The organism is Paraburkholderia sp. Clong3 (genome assembly GCF_050436485.1).
Taxonomy (GTDB): domain Bacteria; phylum Pseudomonadota; class Gammaproteobacteria; order Burkholderiales; family Burkholderiaceae; genus Paraburkholderia; species Paraburkholderia tuberum.
On sequence record NZ_JBNDMH010000002.1, the window covers coordinates 2,874,568 to 2,891,440 of the forward strand.

13 protein-coding genes are annotated in these 16,873 nt (G+C 62.6%); 4 read left to right on the plus strand and 9 right to left on the minus strand.

Annotated features, from left to right (window positions below):
* Positions 1-203: 203 nt before the first annotated feature.
* Positions 204-1,301 carry a protein NO VEIN domain-containing protein gene (locus OKW30_RS17385; RefSeq protein WP_429347209.1) on the plus strand — a complete coding sequence of 366 codons (1,098 nt, stop codon included), beginning with the start codon at positions 204-206 and terminating at the stop codon, positions 1,299-1,301.
* Positions 1,302-2,480: 1,179 nt separating this feature from the next.
* On the opposite strand, the gene OKW30_RS17390 is transcribed toward OKW30_RS17385, so the two are convergent.
* Positions 2,481-4,070 (minus strand): integrase, encoded by a 1,590-nt coding sequence (locus OKW30_RS17390; protein WP_429347210.1) that lies wholly within the window; start codon positions 4,068-4,070, stop codon positions 2,481-2,483.
* Complete coding sequence (locus tag OKW30_RS17395) at positions 4,067-5,515, minus strand: site-specific integrase (RefSeq protein ID WP_429347211.1); 1,449 nt, start codon at positions 5,513-5,515, stop codon at positions 4,067-4,069. The genes OKW30_RS17390 and OKW30_RS17395 overlap by 4 nt, the downstream gene beginning before the upstream one ends.
* Positions 5,516-5,670: 155 nt before the next feature.
* Here OKW30_RS17395 and ltrA point away from each other — a divergent pair, with 155 nt between their 5' ends.
* Positions 5,671-7,149 carry a group II intron reverse transcriptase/maturase gene (ltrA, locus tag OKW30_RS17400; RefSeq protein WP_429347212.1) on the plus strand — a complete coding sequence of 493 codons (1,479 nt, stop codon included), beginning with the start codon at positions 5,671-5,673 and terminating at the stop codon, positions 7,147-7,149.
* Between the two features lie 217 nt (positions 7,150-7,366).
* Here ltrA and OKW30_RS17405 read toward each other — a convergent pair whose 3' ends face one another.
* Genes OKW30_RS17405 through istA form a run of 3 tightly spaced genes read right to left on the minus strand, consistent with a single transcriptional unit; the run spans position 7,367 to position 9,838 of the window.
* Positions 7,367-7,588 carry a hypothetical protein gene (locus OKW30_RS17405; protein ID WP_429345678.1) on the minus strand — a complete coding sequence of 74 codons (222 nt, stop codon included), beginning with the start codon at positions 7,586-7,588 and terminating at the stop codon, positions 7,367-7,369.
* A complete protein-coding gene (gene istB, locus OKW30_RS17410) occupies positions 7,585-8,349 on the minus strand; it encodes an IS21-like element helper ATPase IstB (protein ID WP_429345679.1) in 765 nt (254 codons plus the stop codon). The genes OKW30_RS17405 and istB overlap by 4 nt, the downstream gene beginning before the upstream one ends.
* Positions 8,336-9,838, minus strand: a complete 1,503-nt coding sequence (gene istA, locus OKW30_RS17415) for an IS21 family transposase (RefSeq protein WP_429345680.1) — start codon at positions 9,836-9,838, stop codon at positions 8,336-8,338. Before istA ends, istB begins: the two co-directional genes overlap by 14 nt.
* A gap of 66 nt (positions 9,839-9,904) precedes the next feature.
* Between istA and OKW30_RS17420 the strand changes: the two genes are divergently transcribed.
* Both OKW30_RS17420 and OKW30_RS17425 read left to right on the plus strand, forming a co-directional pair.
* Positions 9,905-10,048, plus strand: a complete 144-nt coding sequence (locus OKW30_RS17420) for a hypothetical protein (RefSeq protein WP_176133875.1) — start codon at positions 9,905-9,907, stop codon at positions 10,046-10,048.
* The gene (locus tag OKW30_RS17425) at positions 10,048-10,173 is read left to right on the plus strand and encodes a hypothetical protein (RefSeq protein WP_256211476.1); all 126 of its coding nucleotides are present in this window, start codon (positions 10,048-10,050) and stop codon (positions 10,171-10,173) included. The genes OKW30_RS17420 and OKW30_RS17425 overlap by 1 nt, the downstream gene beginning before the upstream one ends.
* Before the next feature lie 885 nt (positions 10,174-11,058).
* On the opposite strand, the gene OKW30_RS17430 is transcribed toward OKW30_RS17425, so the two are convergent.
* From OKW30_RS17430 to OKW30_RS17445, 4 genes are all read right to left on the minus strand, one after another.
* Positions 11,059-12,228 (minus strand): IS91 family transposase, encoded by a 1,170-nt coding sequence (locus tag OKW30_RS17430; protein WP_429345668.1) that lies wholly within the window; start codon positions 12,226-12,228, stop codon positions 11,059-11,061.
* A gap of 23 nt (positions 12,229-12,251) precedes the next feature.
* Positions 12,252-13,127 carry a tyrosine-type recombinase/integrase gene (locus OKW30_RS17435; RefSeq protein ID WP_184062687.1) on the minus strand — a complete coding sequence of 292 codons (876 nt, stop codon included), beginning with the start codon at positions 13,125-13,127 and terminating at the stop codon, positions 12,252-12,254.
* A gap of 165 nt (positions 13,128-13,292) precedes the next feature.
* Positions 13,293-13,436, minus strand: coding sequence for a hypothetical protein (locus tag OKW30_RS17440; RefSeq protein WP_429347213.1), 144 nt, complete (start codon positions 13,434-13,436; stop codon positions 13,293-13,295).
* Between the two features lie 71 nt (positions 13,437-13,507).
* Positions 13,508-16,825 carry an AAA family ATPase gene (locus OKW30_RS17445; protein ID WP_429347214.1) on the minus strand — a complete coding sequence of 1,106 codons (3,318 nt, stop codon included), beginning with the start codon at positions 16,823-16,825 and terminating at the stop codon, positions 13,508-13,510.
* Between the last annotated feature and the right edge of the window lie 48 nt (positions 16,826-16,873).

The window sequence follows — 16,873 nt, forward strand, 5'->3', positions numbered from 1 at the left end:
ACGCCGATGCTTTTTGCTGCTGGCGGTGGACGCCGCCGCACCTCGACGCAAAACCGCGGTTGGACGACATCTACCGGGGGACGCTTCAGAAAACGGAAAACATGCACGGTAGCGACGGAACGATCGTCGCAAATCGGCCCGCACGCGTCGAGGTTCGCGACGGTCTTGTATAGTTCGGGGACGGGTAACCACCAACAATCAATATGCCGAACTTCGCCGCCATTAAAATCCATTACGACCACCGCTCTTATTTGGCACCCCACCTGAAATATTCGGTGGTGCCCGGCGAGGACGAGTACGCCGAATACTTCCGGCTCTACCACGAGGAGGGTGTCGGCGGAAACGGCTTTCACGAATGCGTCAACTTTGCAGTGGGCGAATCTGACACGGTACGGTTCTACCTTCCGCCGACGTGCGTCCCCGGTGTCTCGCGCCGGGGCGATGAGTTCGTGTTCTTTTCGTTCACGTACAAAGGCGATCAGGAGCTGTCGGCGCACGTCGTGGGTGTGCACGCGGGCGCGCGCATCGTCAGCGCACAGGGGCAGGCGCGGGGCAAACCTGTCCAGATCGACGGCGTGGAACCCCTCGTTTTTCACGCGGAAGCGCCGGCGGACCTCGTGACCCTGATCACGCCGCCGCTCGCCTACGACATGCGAGACGGTGTCTATACGCCAGTCTTGCGATCTTGGGGATACGGGCGGCGTTACATCGGCGAGGATCACGCGGCAAACATCATTCGTGAGGCCATGAATCAGGCCGTCGGCGCCCTCCGCTCCGCAGGCGAATCCGAGAAGGCGGTGCTCCAACGCCAGCTCGATGTGCTCCGTCGAATCAGCGATCGCTACGGCCTGGGCGTCGGCGAGGACAAGCCGAAACGTACGCGCGGGGCGGCTGGCGGCGGTGGGATGCCCGACACCGAAATCGGCTACCGGGGCGAGCGGTTCGTCTACGAGCGGGAGTTGGACTACGTGAAGTCTATCGGTCGGGAGACCAGCGAGGTTGAGTGGACGTCCCAGGCGGCTCCGACGTCCCCGTTTGACATCCGGACGCTGCGAAAAACGCCGGACGGGGTCCAGGAACATTTTATCGAGGTCAAGTCGAGCGGGATGGAGGAGGGCGAGAACGTGTACATCTCGTCGGGGCAGATTGAGTTCTTCAAGCACAAGGGCGATTGCGCAACGATTGCCTTGGTGAACTTCGGGGCTGGGAAAAAGCCGTCGTACCGCGAGCTGACGCTGGATGAGCTGAATGGCGAGTTCCACCTTCAACCGGTGAAATACAAGTTGGCCCGGCGGGGCTGACCGGCACCAACCGCACACAAAAGAAGCTCGGGAGTTTCACGGGGGTAACTCTGGCAACGGTGCGGTGCGGTGCGGAGGGAGGAGACAGTTGGAGCTTACCGGTGGTGCCTGATCGTCGACCCCTGGTCTTGCTCCTGTTCGAGTGCCTAGTTCACCTGAAGCATCTGCAGCGCCGCGCGGGCCGCTTCTTTCGGTTGGGCACAGCGACACGCTTGTTTCAAAGCAATCAGCCCGGCGCGTTGTGGATCAAAACGGCGAGGGGTAAGTGCCATGCAGGTCGTTCTCGTATGGGACTTGCATAGTCGGCGATCGATGTGCCGCTCCCGGGCAATTGCCGATGATGCGATGCGGATTGTCTCCGGCTGAACGGCCGCTTACTGGCGAAGCCGACGTGCGAATGGCTTGCCGATCGACTGAGCCAATGACGGCTTCTGGCCCGACTCCTGCCTGACGGCGGTCGGCGGCTCGCGACCGAGGCTGTGTGAAAACGCATGCTGAACGCGGCGTTCTGAAAAACCGACCCTTCAGATCGCGCCGTATCGGCTTGGCAGCAACTTGGGAAGGGTAAAGCGACACCCGAAAACCGAGTACTTTTGCGTTTTCACACAGGTGCGCCGGGAGACCGGCAAGGAGTAGGTGGTGCAAGTCCACTGCGATGAAGGAATAGCGAACCACATCGGCCCCGAGCCGTGCGCAGGCATCCGCGAGGATGTCGGCGAAGCGTCGGCAGGGGTACGTGCAGGCCAGCCATTGAGCCACGATAGAAAACTGATCCCGGGTGCCGACGCTGTCTGTGTAGCGGAAGGCGAAACGTCTGAGCGCGCAATCGCGAGCGCCCGGATGACCCGGCGTGGTCGTAGAACCTGGCATGTGCGCACGCTCCTTGTTCGGGAACCGGGAGTACGCGCAAGATAGAAAAAATGGACATCACACGGAGCCTTGAAAATACTGGAATCAGCAGGCTGCGGGGTGTCCATAAAATTAGCAAAAAAAATGGACACAATGACCGTCAGAGTGTCCATCTTTCGCCGCAAGTTTCGCAGTTGATATCGAGCGGAGATGATCGACCCGATCTAGCGCGGCTGCAGGGGCAGGACGCTACCGCCACGCAGAGCGGCCAGTTCCTTGCGCAGGTTGAACACCTGACGCAGTAGTGCGAGCTCACGAGCCAGCGATTCGTCAAGCTGTGCCTGCAGATTCTTTGCGTCGCCCTTCGCGCGGTTCAGACGCTCGGTCAGTTCGAGCTTCGGACGCCCGGCTACCGCTCCTGATGCTGCCCGCCGGGTCGTCGCCAGGCTTCAGCACGGTCTTCTCGACCGATGCTAGGAACGCGCCCATCTCAGCCTTGTGCGCGGCATCCGTACCGTTCGAGTACGAGCGCAGCGCCGTGGCCAGCGAGTGCCCCATCAGCCTGGCTGCGACGACAGGCCCGTGGTTGCTCACCGCCCAATCCTGCCTGGCCGCCCGCCACTGACGTGCGCTCACGCGCGGCAGCACGATCCCGAATGTGTCGAGTCGACGGTAAAGCTGAGCTAGAAAATGGGGTGGAAGACCTACTAGTTGTCGTTGCTGTGCGGAACGCCCGATTACGAGGAACAACGCGTCGCAGTCTGCGTCCTGAACCAGATACTCGCGCAACGCCAAATACCCCTTGAGCTTTGGCATGAAGCCCAGCGAGACGGTGAACGTAACCTCGCTGCCGCCTGCACGGTACTTGACCTCGCGAAACTTCTGACGCGCAACCGACGCATCCTGCAGGCTCGCAGCCAGCTCCGGGCTCCACTTCATGGCCAGCAGTTGCGCGAGGTTGACGCCTGTTTCGGCCAGAAACAGCGCGGCGAAGCAGGAGGCCGCCATCGAAGCGTGCGAGCGCCGGATCGGTGATTGCGCGTCCTCGTTCGCCGACGCAAGATGTTTAGCCGCACGCCTAGCGATGGCCCCCGAGCGCTGACGAGGATTTTTAGCTCCGGCCTCAGTCGTGCGCATCGTGAGTTCTTCCCGGGTGCGCAGCTCGCCCGCCTCCAGATTCCAGCCAGGCAGGCCGAGCGAGTCGTCGCCTTCACGACGGCCATGTGGGTGTGGAACAAGGCAAAGACTCTCGCCTCGCGTCGTGCTTACGCGCACCGGGTACGGCTTGAAGTCGAGCACCAGCGCGCTGATGCTGCGGAAGAGCGCGTCAGCCCACGCGAGCAGGGCGGCCTGTGCTTCGACGTCAGGCACAGCAGTCGGCACTGAAGCATCCTGTTGGCGGCGCAGCACCCTCGCATCGGCGCAGAAGTCGTCGTTTCTGAAGAATTCACGTAGCATCGACAACAGACTGCGCTGATAGTGGGCGATGGAATTGCGGTTCAGGTTGCCCAGCGAGACCTGTTCGCGCTTCTCCGCGAAGTAGCGATGAACCGCCTCTGCGGTAGCCTTCTCGTCACAAAGCACCTGATGCAGGCTTTGCCTGTCGGCCCAGTTGACGAACTCAAGCACGCCGCGCAGTGCTGTGCTGATTGTCCCCGGACGCATCGCGCCAAATGTCATACGCCCGGAAAGCTGGGTCACCAGCAGACGTACGATCCTGGCGCGTTCGCTGCTGAAGCTTGTGTGGTCGAAAGTGTGTCGCGAGCGCTGTGGGCTCGACGTGTCACGCGTCAGATAGCAGATCTGACCGATATCGGAACGTTTGCTGACCCCCTCCCACCTGAGCAGCGCCCGCTTGGGGTGCAGCAGCGTCGTGCCTTCCGCGAGCGGCATGCGAACTTCCTCGTACTGGCGGCTCATGATGCCACCGCGGTGTTGAGGGTGCGCGTGACCAGCGTCGACAGGTGCGCTCCCCAGCCGTCCTGTACAGCGTCGAACAGCTTGCGATTATCGCGGTAAGCGAGGTAGCGCTCGCTCGTAGACGGTTGTACGTGCCACATCAACTGCCGCAACTGATCGAGTGCCCGCGTGTACTTCGTCTCGTTCGCGGTCATCGAGTCGACCATGTTCAGCCCGAAAGTCGCGCGCAGGTCGTGGAAGCTGAACTCGTATCTGGGGTTGCCGAGCCGCACGCGCATCATGGGCAACAGTTCGTCCCTGATGAACTGGCGTACGGCCTGCCCGGTCTTGACGTGGCGGCGCACGCGCGGGCCCGTGCTGAGCGGGCCGCGCGACGCGCGATCCTCGTAGAGCGGCGCACCGCGATGGCTCAGAAAGAGCGGCTGGCCGGAGTGATCGCCGCCATCTGCCAGTTGGCGACGCTTGCGCGCACGATCGCTGTGCGCGTAGATGTACAGCCGCTCATAGAAACCGCGCGGCAGGTGCAACACGCCCTTGACACCGCCCTTCGTGTCGATGCCCGTACCCGGCCCGCAGGCGAGACGGATGTCGTCGCCGTGAAACTCGCCGGGGTTGCGCATTACGTGTTTCGCGCGCACGGTTAGTACCGTCTGGATGCGGGCGCCCGTCAATAGCGCGAACAGATGAATGAGCGTCATCTCGGTGTTGTCGAGAGCGGCTAACGATTCAAGCAGCACCGACTGCTCGGAAGATGGGAGCGGGCGCAGGCGACCACCGTCCTGAATGTGATCGTCCCACGGGTCTTCTGCGCGCCGGCCGCTGATCGACAGGTCGGTAGTCTTGACCTCGATCGTGCTGCTGAAGCCCTTCTGGTCCCTGAACTCGATGAAACGGCCGGATTCGACCCACGGCGCGTTCGCGGGCTTGAAGCCTGCTTCGGTCATGAGCCAGCGATAGAAGCGCACCACGGCGCCCATACGACGCCTGGCAACGCCCGGAGATAGTTCGCCTGCCTGCACGGCCAGCCTGATCGAGGCGCTATAGCGGTAGGTCGGACGTTGCCGCTTGTTCGCGGGGAACGTCAGCCAGTCGACGCCCTCGTCATCCAGATAGCGATGGAACGCCACCAGGTCGTCTGCGATGCTGGCGAACGTCAGCATGTTGGGCGACGACTTCGACTCCATCATATCGATGAGCCAGAGGTTCGCCTCAGCCCACGGCGCACCATCAGCGAGTCGAACAACAGGAAAGAGAGGGAAAGTGCCTACGGTCCACTGCGCGCGGGCGTCGCGCCGCCCGCCGGTGTCGGGGTCTGCGAGCGGGACCGTGTGATAGATCGTGCCGCCCTCGGGTGTGGTGATGCTGACCGGCGTCGCGCCGGGTGTGTCGCGGTCAACGACCTCGGTCAGCGGCAGTTGCCGGATGGTCGTTCGTCTTGCCGTCATCGTACAGATCCTCTGCTGTGTTTGTGCGGATGTCCGCTTTAACACGGCCTGCGAGTATCTGCAAATCGCTCTTCACTTGCGCATACGGGAGATCTCCAGTCTGGCCTGCCGCAGGATGGACAGGTCCGCATCGGGAAGGCGAGGAGCCGTAGCCGATGATGAACGGACGGGAGAAGTCAGACTCCGCCGTAGTAGCGATGAAGCCTGCGAACAAGGCTGGGGAACCAGCTGCGGAGTGGGCGGAGCCAAGGGCGGGGACCAAGGGGAACACGGGTCAGCCGCACACGCACCGGGCGCAGAACCGGGCAAGCGTGCCACAGGGGCTGGAACGTGTACGGCAAGCTGCAAGGCAGCGGAAGAAGGAACGGTTCACCGCGCTTCTACACCACGTCACAGTCGACCGGCTTCGGATGGCATTCTTTGCGCTCAAACGCAATGCGGCGCCTGGAGTGGATGGCCTGACGTGGCGGTACTACGAGGCAGGACTGGAAGAGAATCTCCAGCGCCTGTTCGCGCAGGTACACAGTGGAGCGTATCGGGCACTGCCTGTTCGGCGGCAGTACATACCCAAGCCGGATGGGAAACAGAGACCGTTGGGGATTGCCGCGCTTGAAGACAAGGTCGTCCAGCGTGCGGTGGTGGAAGTGCTGAACGCGATATACGAGGAAGACTTTCTTGGTTTCTCGTACGGGTTCCGGCCCGGGCGTAGTCAACATGATGCGCTGGATGCGTTGGCGACGGCCATCACCCACACCCCGGTGAACTGGATTCTGGACGCGGATCTTCGGAGCTTCTTCGACTCGGTTAGCCAGAGTTGGCTAGTCCGTTTCATTGAGCACCGGATCGGCGACCAGCGCATCATCCGCCTTGTGCGCAAGTGGCTCAAGGCGGGTGTTCTGGAAGACGGAGAGATAAGCGTCAGTGAGACCGGTACACCACAGGGATCAGTGGCTTCACCGCTGTTCGCGAACGTGTACCTGCACTACGTCTTCGATCTCTGGGCCAACCGGTGGCGACGGCGGGAAGCCAAAGGCAACGTGATCATCCTGCGTTATGCGGATGACATCGTTGTCGGCTTCGAGCACGAAGCCGACGCGCGGCGATTCTGGGACGCGATGCGTTTGAGGTTGGAGGAGTTCTCGCTTGCGCTTCACCCGGACAAGACGAGACTGCTGGAGTTCGGCCGCTACGCAGCGGTCAACCGCCAGAGTCGAGGCCTTGGCCGACCGGAGACCTTCACCTTCCTGGGTTTCATCTTTATCTGCGGCCGGTCTCGTCGCGGGGCTTTCCAGTTACAGCGGAAGACCCGAGGGGATCGGATGCGGGCGAGACTCAGGCAGATCAAGGAGGCGCTACGGAAGCGCATGCACGAACCGATTCCTGCACAAGGGAAATGGCTCAGGCAGGTGGTTCGCGGGTACTTTGCGTACCACGCAGTACCTACGAACTCCCGAGCACTCTGCGCGTTTCGATACCACGTCGTTGATCTGTGGCGGCGGGCGCTCCGGCGCCGCAGTCAAAAGGATCACATGACGTGGCAGCGAGTCGAGCGGATCGCAGATGCTTGGCTCCCGCAACCTCGAATCCTTCACCCGTGGCCCGACCGGCGATTTGCCGTCAAACACCCGAGGTAGGAGCCCGGTGCCCGAATTGGGCACGCCGGGATCTGTGCGGGGGGTGCTCAGTAATGGGCATCCCTACCGCAATCCTCGACCCATTGCGGTCCGTCGAGCCAACTCGACCTTTTGTTGACGGCGGCGTAAATCCGCACATAAATGGCGGCACAAGGTTCACCAGGACCGTCAACAATGAAGCGCCGTTGACGGCCTCGGTCGGGGTGGCCGGTCCCAATCAGAATGGATCGCCGATGTCGTTGAGATTGGGATCCTCGGGAGGGGAATGCTGTTCGTGCAGCAGGTCATGCAGGGCGAGGTCATAGTGCATGCAGATCCGGGCACGCAGATCCCCGATGAGTTCGACGACGGCGAGCGCCTGTTCCGGCGACCAGTTGTCCGGTATCAGGAAGTCGAGCCCACGGGTGATGCCCGAAGGCAGGTGTGCCAGGCGCTTCATGATTTCTTCTCCGCACGCGCGCTACTGCGTCTGCTGGCGCGTTGCTCGGCCCTCTCGCGCGCTTCCTTGACCCGGTAGGACTCGCCCTCGATGGCAATGACTTCGGCGCGATGGACCAGCCGGTCAACGAGCGAGACGACACAGGCGGCGTTCGGGAACACCTCGTGCCATTCGGAGAACGGTCTGTTGGTTGTGACCACGGTACTTGCCGATCCGTACCTGCGGCTGACCAGTTCGAACAGCAGATCGGCGTGGCGGTTTGAGTACGAGAGGTAACCGACCTCATCAATCACCAGGACGTCAGGGGATGCATAGCGGCGCAGGCGTCGACGCAGCGCCGAATCGCTGTCCAGTGCGGCCAGTTCGCCGAGCATCTGACCGGCGGTAGTGAACAGCGCGGTGTGACCGTGCACGAGCGCCTGATAGGCGAGATTGAGCGCGAGGGTTGACTTGCCGACACCATTCGGGCCGATCAACACGACGTTGGCGGTATCCCTGACGAACCCGAGCGACATCAACTCTTCAACGGCAAGCCGGTCGCAGCGCGTGGGCCAGCTCCAGTCGAAGTCGCACAGCGGCTTGAAGTTGCCCAGGCGGGCATCGCGGATACGTCGCTCCAGTGATCGGCGGGCGCGCTCATCCTCTTCCCACTGCAACAGCGGCGCGACCCACTGTTCGGCGGCCACATCGGTCCAATGCGCGAGCAGTCCGTACAGACGCAGGGCGTTCGCGCGCCCATGAAGGTTCTCAGGCGTGTTCATCGGCGCCTCCCGCAAGCTGGTCGTAGATGTCGAGCCGGTGTGGTGTCACCAGCGTGTCCTTGTTGCGCACGTGTTCGGGCAGGATGAGGGTGACTGGCGGCGGGGCCTGCCGTGCCTCGCGCCGGCGCTCAAGCGCCAGACGTACCGGATTGGGATGAGGCGCCGCGTCGCTGGCAAGGGTTTCCTCGATCGCGGCCTGCAGTTCGGCCGGGCCATAGCGGTCGAGCAGTCGCAGCAGGTGCGTGGTGATATTGCCCAGATTGCCGCCACGCTCAGCGGCGTGCAGCATCAGGGTCCGGCTGGCCGGCGCAGCCCGGGCCAGATGATCAAGACCGCGATGGTGACGGGCCTCGTGCTTCCTTGCGACGAGCGCATCGATGTGTGCGGCAATCTCGATCTGCGCGCCGCGATCGTAACTGCGTTCATGGGTGGCGAGCAGATCGGCGCCGTCGAGAATGCGTACGCGCCGGGGATCAGCTCGTACCGTGAGCGTGCGTCGCACATGGGTATACGGGATCGTATAGTCGTTCAGGTCGAAGCGCACGTAGGGCGTCTTGCCGACCTTCACGGCGAGAAGCAGCTCACACGGGTACGGATTCTCCGGCAACGTGAGCAGGCTGGGCTGTTCGCGCCCGAAGGCCTCGCGCACGGTGATCATGGGTTCTTCGCGGCAGGGCCGCTCAGCAGCGGGTCCCGCGCACCAGATTGCCGCCTGGGCGTTGAGATCGTCGAGGTCCGTGAATCTGCGAGCGGCAAAGAAGCTCTCGCGTACAAAGCGGATTGCCCGTTCAACGCGCCCCTTCTCGTTGCCCCGTGCGACAGCCACCGGACGAGGCTCATAACGATGATGCGCGGCGAACGCGAGCAATGTCGGGTGGAAGCGGATCGCATCGCCCTGACGCTCAAGCACGGCGCTACGCAGGTTATCGTAAAGCAGAACCCTGGGGACCCCGGACCATGCTTCGAAGGCGCCGGCATGTCCTGCCAGGAAACTGTCCATACGGGCATCGAGGAAGAAGCGCAGATAGATCTGCCGTGACCACGACAGCACCATCACGAAGGCCATCAGCGGTCGTCGTGCCCGACCGATCTGCAGGTGACCGAAGCTGGCCCAATCGACCTGCGCCTGTTCCCCGGGCAGCGTGCGCAGGCGCAGGTAAGCCTCAGGTACCGGGCGTGGCCGGTGCAGCGAGATCAGGTGCCGGAAGTGGTGGTGACTGCCCCGGTAGCCGCGCTCATACACCATCGCATACAGGCGACTGGCCGTGAGCGAGGGAAACTTCTTTAGCGTCTCGTGGATGAACGGCAGGTAAGCATCGATCTGTGAGGCTCGCTGCACGGCGCCAATCCTGGGCAGGCCGGCCTGGGCCAGCACGCGCTGGACGGTGCCGCGGTGCACGCGCAACTGGCGCGCGATGGTGCCGCAACGCCACTTCTCCACGTGGTAATAGCGCAGGATCTGCGCCTCGAGTTCAGCTCCAATGGTCATGGGTCGTTTCCTGTTCTGTCAGTAGTAGTACGAACATCACGGAAGACCCGACGGCGCAGTGGCCCGATGCGTACAAGGCCCGAACAGATGCGGCGACAGAAGCAGCAAGGCGTCGATCCGGGCGCGGCGACAGTGGATGTCGATGCGGTGGCCGTCGTCGTCGAAGTCAGTGGCAGTAGAGCATTGGCGACGGGTGTCGGGGAACGCTGATGCGTCACTTTATTGAGGCGCTGACGATAGCGACGCATCCGTTCGGCATGTGCAAAGCGGCCACGACGACTGAGTTGATAGCGTTGGCCAGCCTCGCGCAGGCGGGCGCGGCGCGAGGCCTGTGAGCAGTCGCCACCGCAGTAAATCTGGCCGCGATCGCAACGGCGGCACACGACGACCTGCGCCCGGCAGCGGGCGCACAGAAAGAGGCGGCCAGTGGCCGGCATCGGCAGTCCCCGTCAATGCCGAAGCGGAATCGACGAGGCGGATCAGCCGTGCCATACTGGCCCGGCACCCGTACCCCGTTGTGCGCGTGTGGGGCTCGACACTGGAATGAACTTGGCGGTTAGGACCGGTGTCGGGCCTGTTTCTTCGGCGGTCAGTTGTAGTCGTTCTTCTACCGCATCCCGATTCCCGCGTCATCCCCCTGCCGAACCGAACATCCCCGGTGCGTCTGCGCTCGCCCTACGGGCTCCCTCCGACGCACCCGAATGTGAGCCTCATGAAACGTCCCAGAGTCGCCGGGCTGAACAGCAATCGCGTCGCCCGGCTGTCCGACGCCGCCATCCAATGTCGGATTCCGACCGCCATTCACACCTTTAGGGCAGCATTCGAGGTACAACGGCCATTCGTCGGCTCGCGTACAGAGACAGATGCTCTTGAGGTTTGTTCGATGCCTGCCCATGTCCGTGGACTCGGGGTGCGCGCCGGCGCGTGCGGGCAGGCGTTGAATAAACCTGAAGGGAGGAAACCGCGGAGTGCTCTGATGCAATGGAGTCTTCGGGGCTATGGCGATTGATTGCCCGGGATGGCGAGCGGTGTTGCGGGATGCGTGGTCAGGCGGGAGGCCGGTTGAGGGCTGAGGTTGTGCCGAAGCGGTGCAGTGGCGCCATCGTGATGGCGGAACGGACGTGCAAGGGCCTGTGCGAAGCGACAGACGCAAAGGTCTGCTCGTGGGCCGCGTTGCCGCAAAGCCGAGGGTCGGGTTGTTCGTCCTGGAACAGTGGCGCTCATATCTCGCCCCGGCGCGTGGGTGGTGCGCGGATCGGTGCAATGCGCGCAAGGATATCGATGACGATCATCGGCGCGCCGCAGTGCCGGCAGATGAAGGCGGGGCGCGTTTCGATGACGGTTTCGTGAGCTGATGTGTTGACGTCGGTCGCGACGTGCAGCAGTTCGCGGACCTTCGCGAGACTGGCGCGGCGCACCGGGTTGGCGAGCAGTCCGTAGTGACGGATACGATGGAAGCCACCGGGCAGCACATGGAGCAGGAAGCGGCGCATGAACTCGCCGGCTTCGAGGGTCATGGTCTTGTAGCGGGTGTGCCCCTTCGCACGGTAGTCCTTCCAGCGGAAGGTCACGCCGCGTTCATCGAATGCAAGCAGGCGCTGGCTGGAGATCGCGACGCGGTGCGTATAGCGCGACAGGTACGCGAGCACTGCTTCGGGTCCTGCAAAGGGACGCTTTGCGTAGACGACCCATTCGCAGGCACGCAGCGGCGCAAGCCACACGTCAAAGACAGCTGGGTCGGCAAGTTCAGCGTACTGGCCGAAGAACTGCAGGTGGCCGTGCCGGTGCGCGTCCGTGAGCGCTTCGAGCAAGCGCCTGCGGAACAGGCGCGATAGCACACGTACCGGCAGGAAGAAGCCGGGCCGGCATCCGATCCACCGCTGACCATCGGGCGACAGCCCACCACCGGGGACGATACCGTGTACGTGCGGATGATGCGTGAGTGCCGAGCCCCAGGTGTGCAGCACGAGCGTCGCGCCGATCTGGGCGCCGAGGTGCTTCGGATCAGCGGCAATGGTGCGTAGCGTTTCGGCGGCGATATCGAACAGCAGCCCGTAGATGACGGCCTTGTTGTACCAGGCGATGGCACTGATGGGCGCGGGCAGCGTGAAGACGACATGGTAGTACCCGACCGGAAGCAGATCGGCCTGGCGTGCCTGGAGCCAGCGATGCGCAGCACTGCCCTGGCACTTGGGGCAATGACGGTTGCGGCAGGAGTTGTAGGCAACCTCGATGCGGTCGCAGCCGGCGCAGCGCAGCACATGCCCCCCGAGTGCCGCACTGCGGCACTGTTCGATGGCCGACATGACCTTCAGCTGCCCCAGGCTCAGCGCTACCGTGCGCCGCCACGCCGGCCCGCAGGCGCGGAAGATATCCGCGACCTCCAGCACGGGGTGCTCCGCGTGCGGCCGGGCTAGCCGGCGGGCAGGCGGTCCAGCGGACTGACCACCTTGCGCAGGAGGTCAGTGGCAACCTGGGTATAGAGCGTGGTGGTCTCGATCTGCCTGTGTCCAAGGAGCACCTGGATCACGCGGATATCCTCCTTCTGTTCCAGCAGGTGCGTGGCAAAGGAATGCCTCAGCGTGTGCATGGATACGCGCTTGTCGATGTTTGCGGTCTCGGCGGCCGCATGGATGGCGCGGGTCAGTTGCCGCGTGCTGAGCGGGTCGATCGGATCGAGGCCCGGAAAGAGCCACCCGCCATCGAGCATGCAGCCCTGGGCACGGGCAACGCGCCACCAGACGCGCAGACGTTCGAGCAGGACCGGCGAGAGCATCGCGTAGCGGTCACGGCGGCCCTTGCCCTGCTCGATGCGCAGGGTCATGCGCTGGCTGTCGATGTCGCTGACCCTGAGGGCGACCACTTCGCTCGCACGCAGCCCGGCGCCATAGGCGACCGACAGCGCGGTCTGATGCTTGAGGTTTCCGGCTGCCGCGATGAGCCGGCGCACCTCCTCGGGGCTGAGCACAACCGGGAGCGTGCGAGGCACGCGTACCGGCTGCATCCGCGCCATCAGCTCAGGCCGGCCGAGCGTGACTTCGAAGAAGAACTTCAGACCGCTGATCGCGGCGTTCAGCGACACCGGCGACGCGCCGTGATCGACCAGATGCAGCTGGTAGTCCCGGAGGTCCTCGACAGTGGCGGTATCGGGTAAACGCCCGAGGTATCGGGCGAACTGACGTACGGCACGTAGGTAGGCGGCCTGGGTCTTGGGTGCGAACTTGCGCATGCGCAAGTCCTCAAGCATACGGCGGCGCAGCGGGCTGATGCCCGGATCGGAGGAGGTCATGATGGGGCTCCTGCTGGAGGACGAGGCGGATTGCCTCAACCACCAACATAAGCGCCGGCGCCACTGGCCTCCCATTCGCCGCCAGAGACGGGCCGCAGCCCCCTACCGCGCGAGCGGTTTAGTCCCTTCGGCAATTGCCGACATTGGGCCGGGCTGAGTTCTGCGTCAGCAATGCGGCGGATTGCTGACGATGGCGGCATCGAGCAGCCAGACGGCAGCTTCCTGCATCAGCGAACTCACATTCCCGACCCGCATCGGCCCTTCGGGCCGGAGGAACATCAACGACGGCGTCCGAGATACAACCGCCATTTGCCGCCGGTCGGACCTGCAATCCTTTCAATGGAATGGCTCGCGGCGAACGGTGCGAGGCGAAATCAGGTTCAACCAGGCAACGGTTTCATGCCCATTTCCCGGCAAAGCGAGGTGGCGTCTGCTGCATTTTGCTCGGCCAATGCTTCATTTCCGATCATCTTTTGCAGCCGAGATAGTCCGTATAGGCACTGAGCTTGCAATGGACGCATTCCAAGCTCGTGGGCGATCATCAACGCCGTGCGATAGTGACTGTGAGCTTCCTCAATCCTGGCTGCGGTAGCGCTGCCATCCGAGACAAGATCCCCCAACACGTGCCAGGCCCAGGCTTCATTGCCTCGTTCGCCGGAGGCTCGAGCAACATCAATGGCATCATGTGCATGAGTGAGGGCTTCGTCTTTTCGACCAGCAAGGTGGCACACTCGACCGAAATTCGAGAGCACTAGCGACTGGCCGAACATTAAGTTACTTGCCGCCGCTTGGCGAATCGCCTCTTCCAGAAGAACCAGGGCCTCATTGGTCCGGCCCAGCGAGGCATACGCCGCCCCAAGACATGAGGCTATCCGAGAAACATAGATTGGAAACTCAGCGCTCTTGCACATGGCCAATGCTGGCTCAAGAGCCTCGACAGCAATAGCGAGATTGCCTTGAATAAGGTGCATCCGTCCGACACCGAGGCCAGCAAAGATCAGCTCCTCTGGCTCATTCATCCTTCGGGCCATGTCGATCGCCTCATGTCCAAGGACGGCAGCCTCGTCGAATCGGCCGAATTCGGCAAGACACAGCAACAACCAGATACGAGCGGTGACGCGCGTGAATTTTAGATAAGCCTCATCGGGGCCGTGGTGGCGCTCATGGAGGAGATCTAGCACCTGTCGAGCATGTTCCACCGCGCGTTCATAGTCTCCGCGGCCATACCGCGACCTTGCGAGCATCAAAGTGACCCGAGCCTTCGCATCGGGGTCGCATTGCCGCTCTGCCAACGCCAGGGCGCGTTCGCCTGCCTCAACGGCAGCTTTCAAATCGCCTAACGAACCGAGCGTATAAGTCAACCTTGATAAGACGCGCGATAGGCGTACCTCATCGCCCAACCCTTCGGCAAGACGTTCCGCTCTCTCGAGATTCGCCCGGTCACGTGCCAATTCTCCCAGCGGATAAAGCGAGTGGTGAAGATCCCATCGGATGTCGATGACGTCACCGAGTGTGTCGGCCGAGGACGGCAGGGCCGCATAGGCAGTCAAAGCTTTCTCGAACAGGACCGACGCCTCGCGATGAGCGGCGCGTTTTGCAGCATTGTGACCGGCACTCCGCCACAGCCGGGCCGCCTTTTCCGTCAATCCGGATTGGGCGCAGTGTTCGGCCACGATTTCCGGTTGTTGCTCCGCTACGTCAGAAAAATGATTCTCGAGCTCCATTGCGATGCGGGCATGCAGTTGCTGTCGCCTGTCCCGCAGCAGGGAGCTGTACGCGGCGTCTTGCACCAGGGCGTGCTTGAAAGTGTATTCCGCACCCGGTGGTGCCCCGTGCCGGAAAACCAGCTCGGCACTGACGAGAAGATCCAATGCGTCGTCCAGGCGCTCTTTGGGCATCGACGCGACCGCGCTGATGAGTTCATAAGAAAATTGCCGGCCGATTGCAGCGGCGATTTGTGCTACATCCCGCGCCGGGGCCAAGCGATCGAGACGCGCCATCAGCGAAGCGTGCAGCGTCATCGGGATCGCCAGTGGTGGCAGCGGACCATCGAGGACGTAGCGCCCGTTCTGCTCGCGCAGTACGCCGCTCTCGAGCACTGTCCTGGTCAGTTCTTCAACAAATAGCGGTATTCCATCCGTATGCTCGATGATCCGGTCTGTAATCTCTTTCGGCAGTGCCTTGCCAAGCGTTACCCGCTCGATCATCTCGGCTCGTTGCCGGGGGTGCAGACGATTGAGAGCAAGGAGCATCACCTCTGAGCGGCCGATCCACGGAGATACGAACTCAGGCCGGAAGGTGAGAATCAGCAGGACAGGCAGGGTTGCAATACGATCGACAAGTTGGTCCAGCGCTTCAAGCGAGCTGGGGTCGACCCAATGCACATCTTCGAACAATATCAGCAGCGGCTGGCGTCTTGCCCGGTCCATGACCTGCACAATTATCGTGCTAAGCGTCTTATCCTTGTACTGCTGCGGCGTGAGGTTAAGTGCTGGGTATCGACCTTCCGTCGAAATCGATAGTAACGCCGCCACCAGCGGAGCAGCTTCGCCCAGATTGTCGGCGGCGAACGCGAGCACCGCCTCAAGTTTGTCGAGGCGTTGTTCAACAGTATCGTCGCGCCGCAAACCGGCCGCACGCTCGAGCTGGGAAATGAACGGATAGAAGGCGCTGTCCTGATGACGGCGCGAGCAGAAATACCGCAAGCGGGCGTGCGGCTCGAATTGAAGCCGCTCTTCAAGGGCGGTGGTCAGCCGCGATTTTCCGATACCCGGCTCGCCTGAAAGCAGCACAACCTGCCCATCGCCGTTCTTCGCCCGCTGCCATCGGCTGAGCAACAGCTCGATTTCTTCGTCGCGCCCGACGATTGGCGTCAACGTGGTCGTGTGCAGCGCCTCGAAGCGGCTTTCGACCCCGCTGGGGCCGAGCACTTGCCAAACCCGCACTGCTTCGTCAAAACCCTTCACTGTCGTCAGGCCCATGTCGCGGTAGTCAAACAACCCGGCCGTAAGCCGCTGCGTGCTCGTAGAAATCACCACTGTTCCGGCCTCGGCCAATGTCTGCAGCCGAGCAGCGAGATTGGGCGTCTCACCGACGACGCCACGCTCCTGGGCTTCGCCTTCACCCGTGAGATCACCGACTACCACTACGCCAGTAGCAATCCCGATCCGCACTCGCAAACTTTCGTCGGTCCCGGAATCGAGTTCGCCGATGGCCCGCACCAGCGTCAGCCCAGCACGTACAGCCCGCTCGGCATCGTCCTCATGCGCCTGAGGATAACCAAAATAGGCCAGCACACCATCGCCCATGTACTGGGCAATGAAGCCACCGGCCTTGGTAATTACATCCGCGCAACCCCGGTAATAGGCGCCGAGGATCTTCCGCATGTCTTCCGGATCGAGCCGCTTCGAGAGGGCAGTCGAGCCGACGAGATCGCAGAACATGACGGTGAGCTGGCGTCGATCCGCGTCATCACGTCGCACGGGCGCGGCCACGATTGGAGATAATGCAACGGCGCTGTCGTCAAGTTGGGCGATCGCGCGCAGCATTTTGCGGCGATGTCCAAGCAGGACGCCAAGATCCTTGAGATCCTGGTCCGTGAGATCGCGAAGGACCGAGCGATCGATACCATTCTCGGCAAAGAGCTGGACATACTCAGACAAGCCGAGTGATGCTAACCACTCTGCAATGCTTCCCACCGCTTGTCTCCTGAAGGCGGCTGCCTCATGCAATGGTAGGAAAAATAT

Excerpts from the sequence above, each read along its gene's own strand:
- OKW30_RS17385 (WP_429347209.1), top strand. The coding sequence starts at position 204 with ATGCCGAACTTCGCCGCCATTAAAATCCATTACGACCACCGCTCTTAT.
- OKW30_RS17390 (WP_429347210.1), bottom strand. The coding sequence starts at position 4,070 with ATGAGCCGCCAGTACGAGGAAGTTCGCATGCCGCTCGCGGAAGGCACG.
- OKW30_RS17395 (WP_429347211.1), bottom strand. The coding sequence starts at position 5,515 with ATGACGGCAAGACGAACGACCATCCGGCAACTGCCGCTGACCGAGGTC.
- ltrA (WP_429347212.1), top strand. The coding sequence starts at position 5,671 with ATGATGAACGGACGGGAGAAGTCAGACTCCGCCGTAGTAGCGATGAAG.
- OKW30_RS17405 (WP_429345678.1), bottom strand. The coding sequence starts at position 7,588 with ATGAAGCGCCTGGCACACCTGCCTTCGGGCATCACCCGTGGGCTCGAC.
- istB (WP_429345679.1), bottom strand. The coding sequence starts at position 8,349 with ATGAACACGCCTGAGAACCTTCATGGGCGCGCGAACGCCCTGCGTCTG.
- istA (WP_429345680.1), bottom strand. The coding sequence starts at position 9,838 with ATGACCATTGGAGCTGAACTCGAGGCGCAGATCCTGCGCTATTACCAC.
- OKW30_RS17420 (WP_176133875.1), top strand. The coding sequence starts at position 9,905 with ATGCGTACAAGGCCCGAACAGATGCGGCGACAGAAGCAGCAAGGCGTC.
- OKW30_RS17425 (WP_256211476.1), top strand. The coding sequence starts at position 10,048 with ATGCGTCACTTTATTGAGGCGCTGACGATAGCGACGCATCCGTTCGGC.
- OKW30_RS17435 (WP_184062687.1), bottom strand. The coding sequence starts at position 13,127 with ATGACCTCCTCCGATCCGGGCATCAGCCCGCTGCGCCGCCGTATGCTT.
- OKW30_RS17440 (WP_429347213.1), bottom strand. The coding sequence starts at position 13,436 with ATGGCGGTTGTATCTCGGACGCCGTCGTTGATGTTCCTCCGGCCCGAA.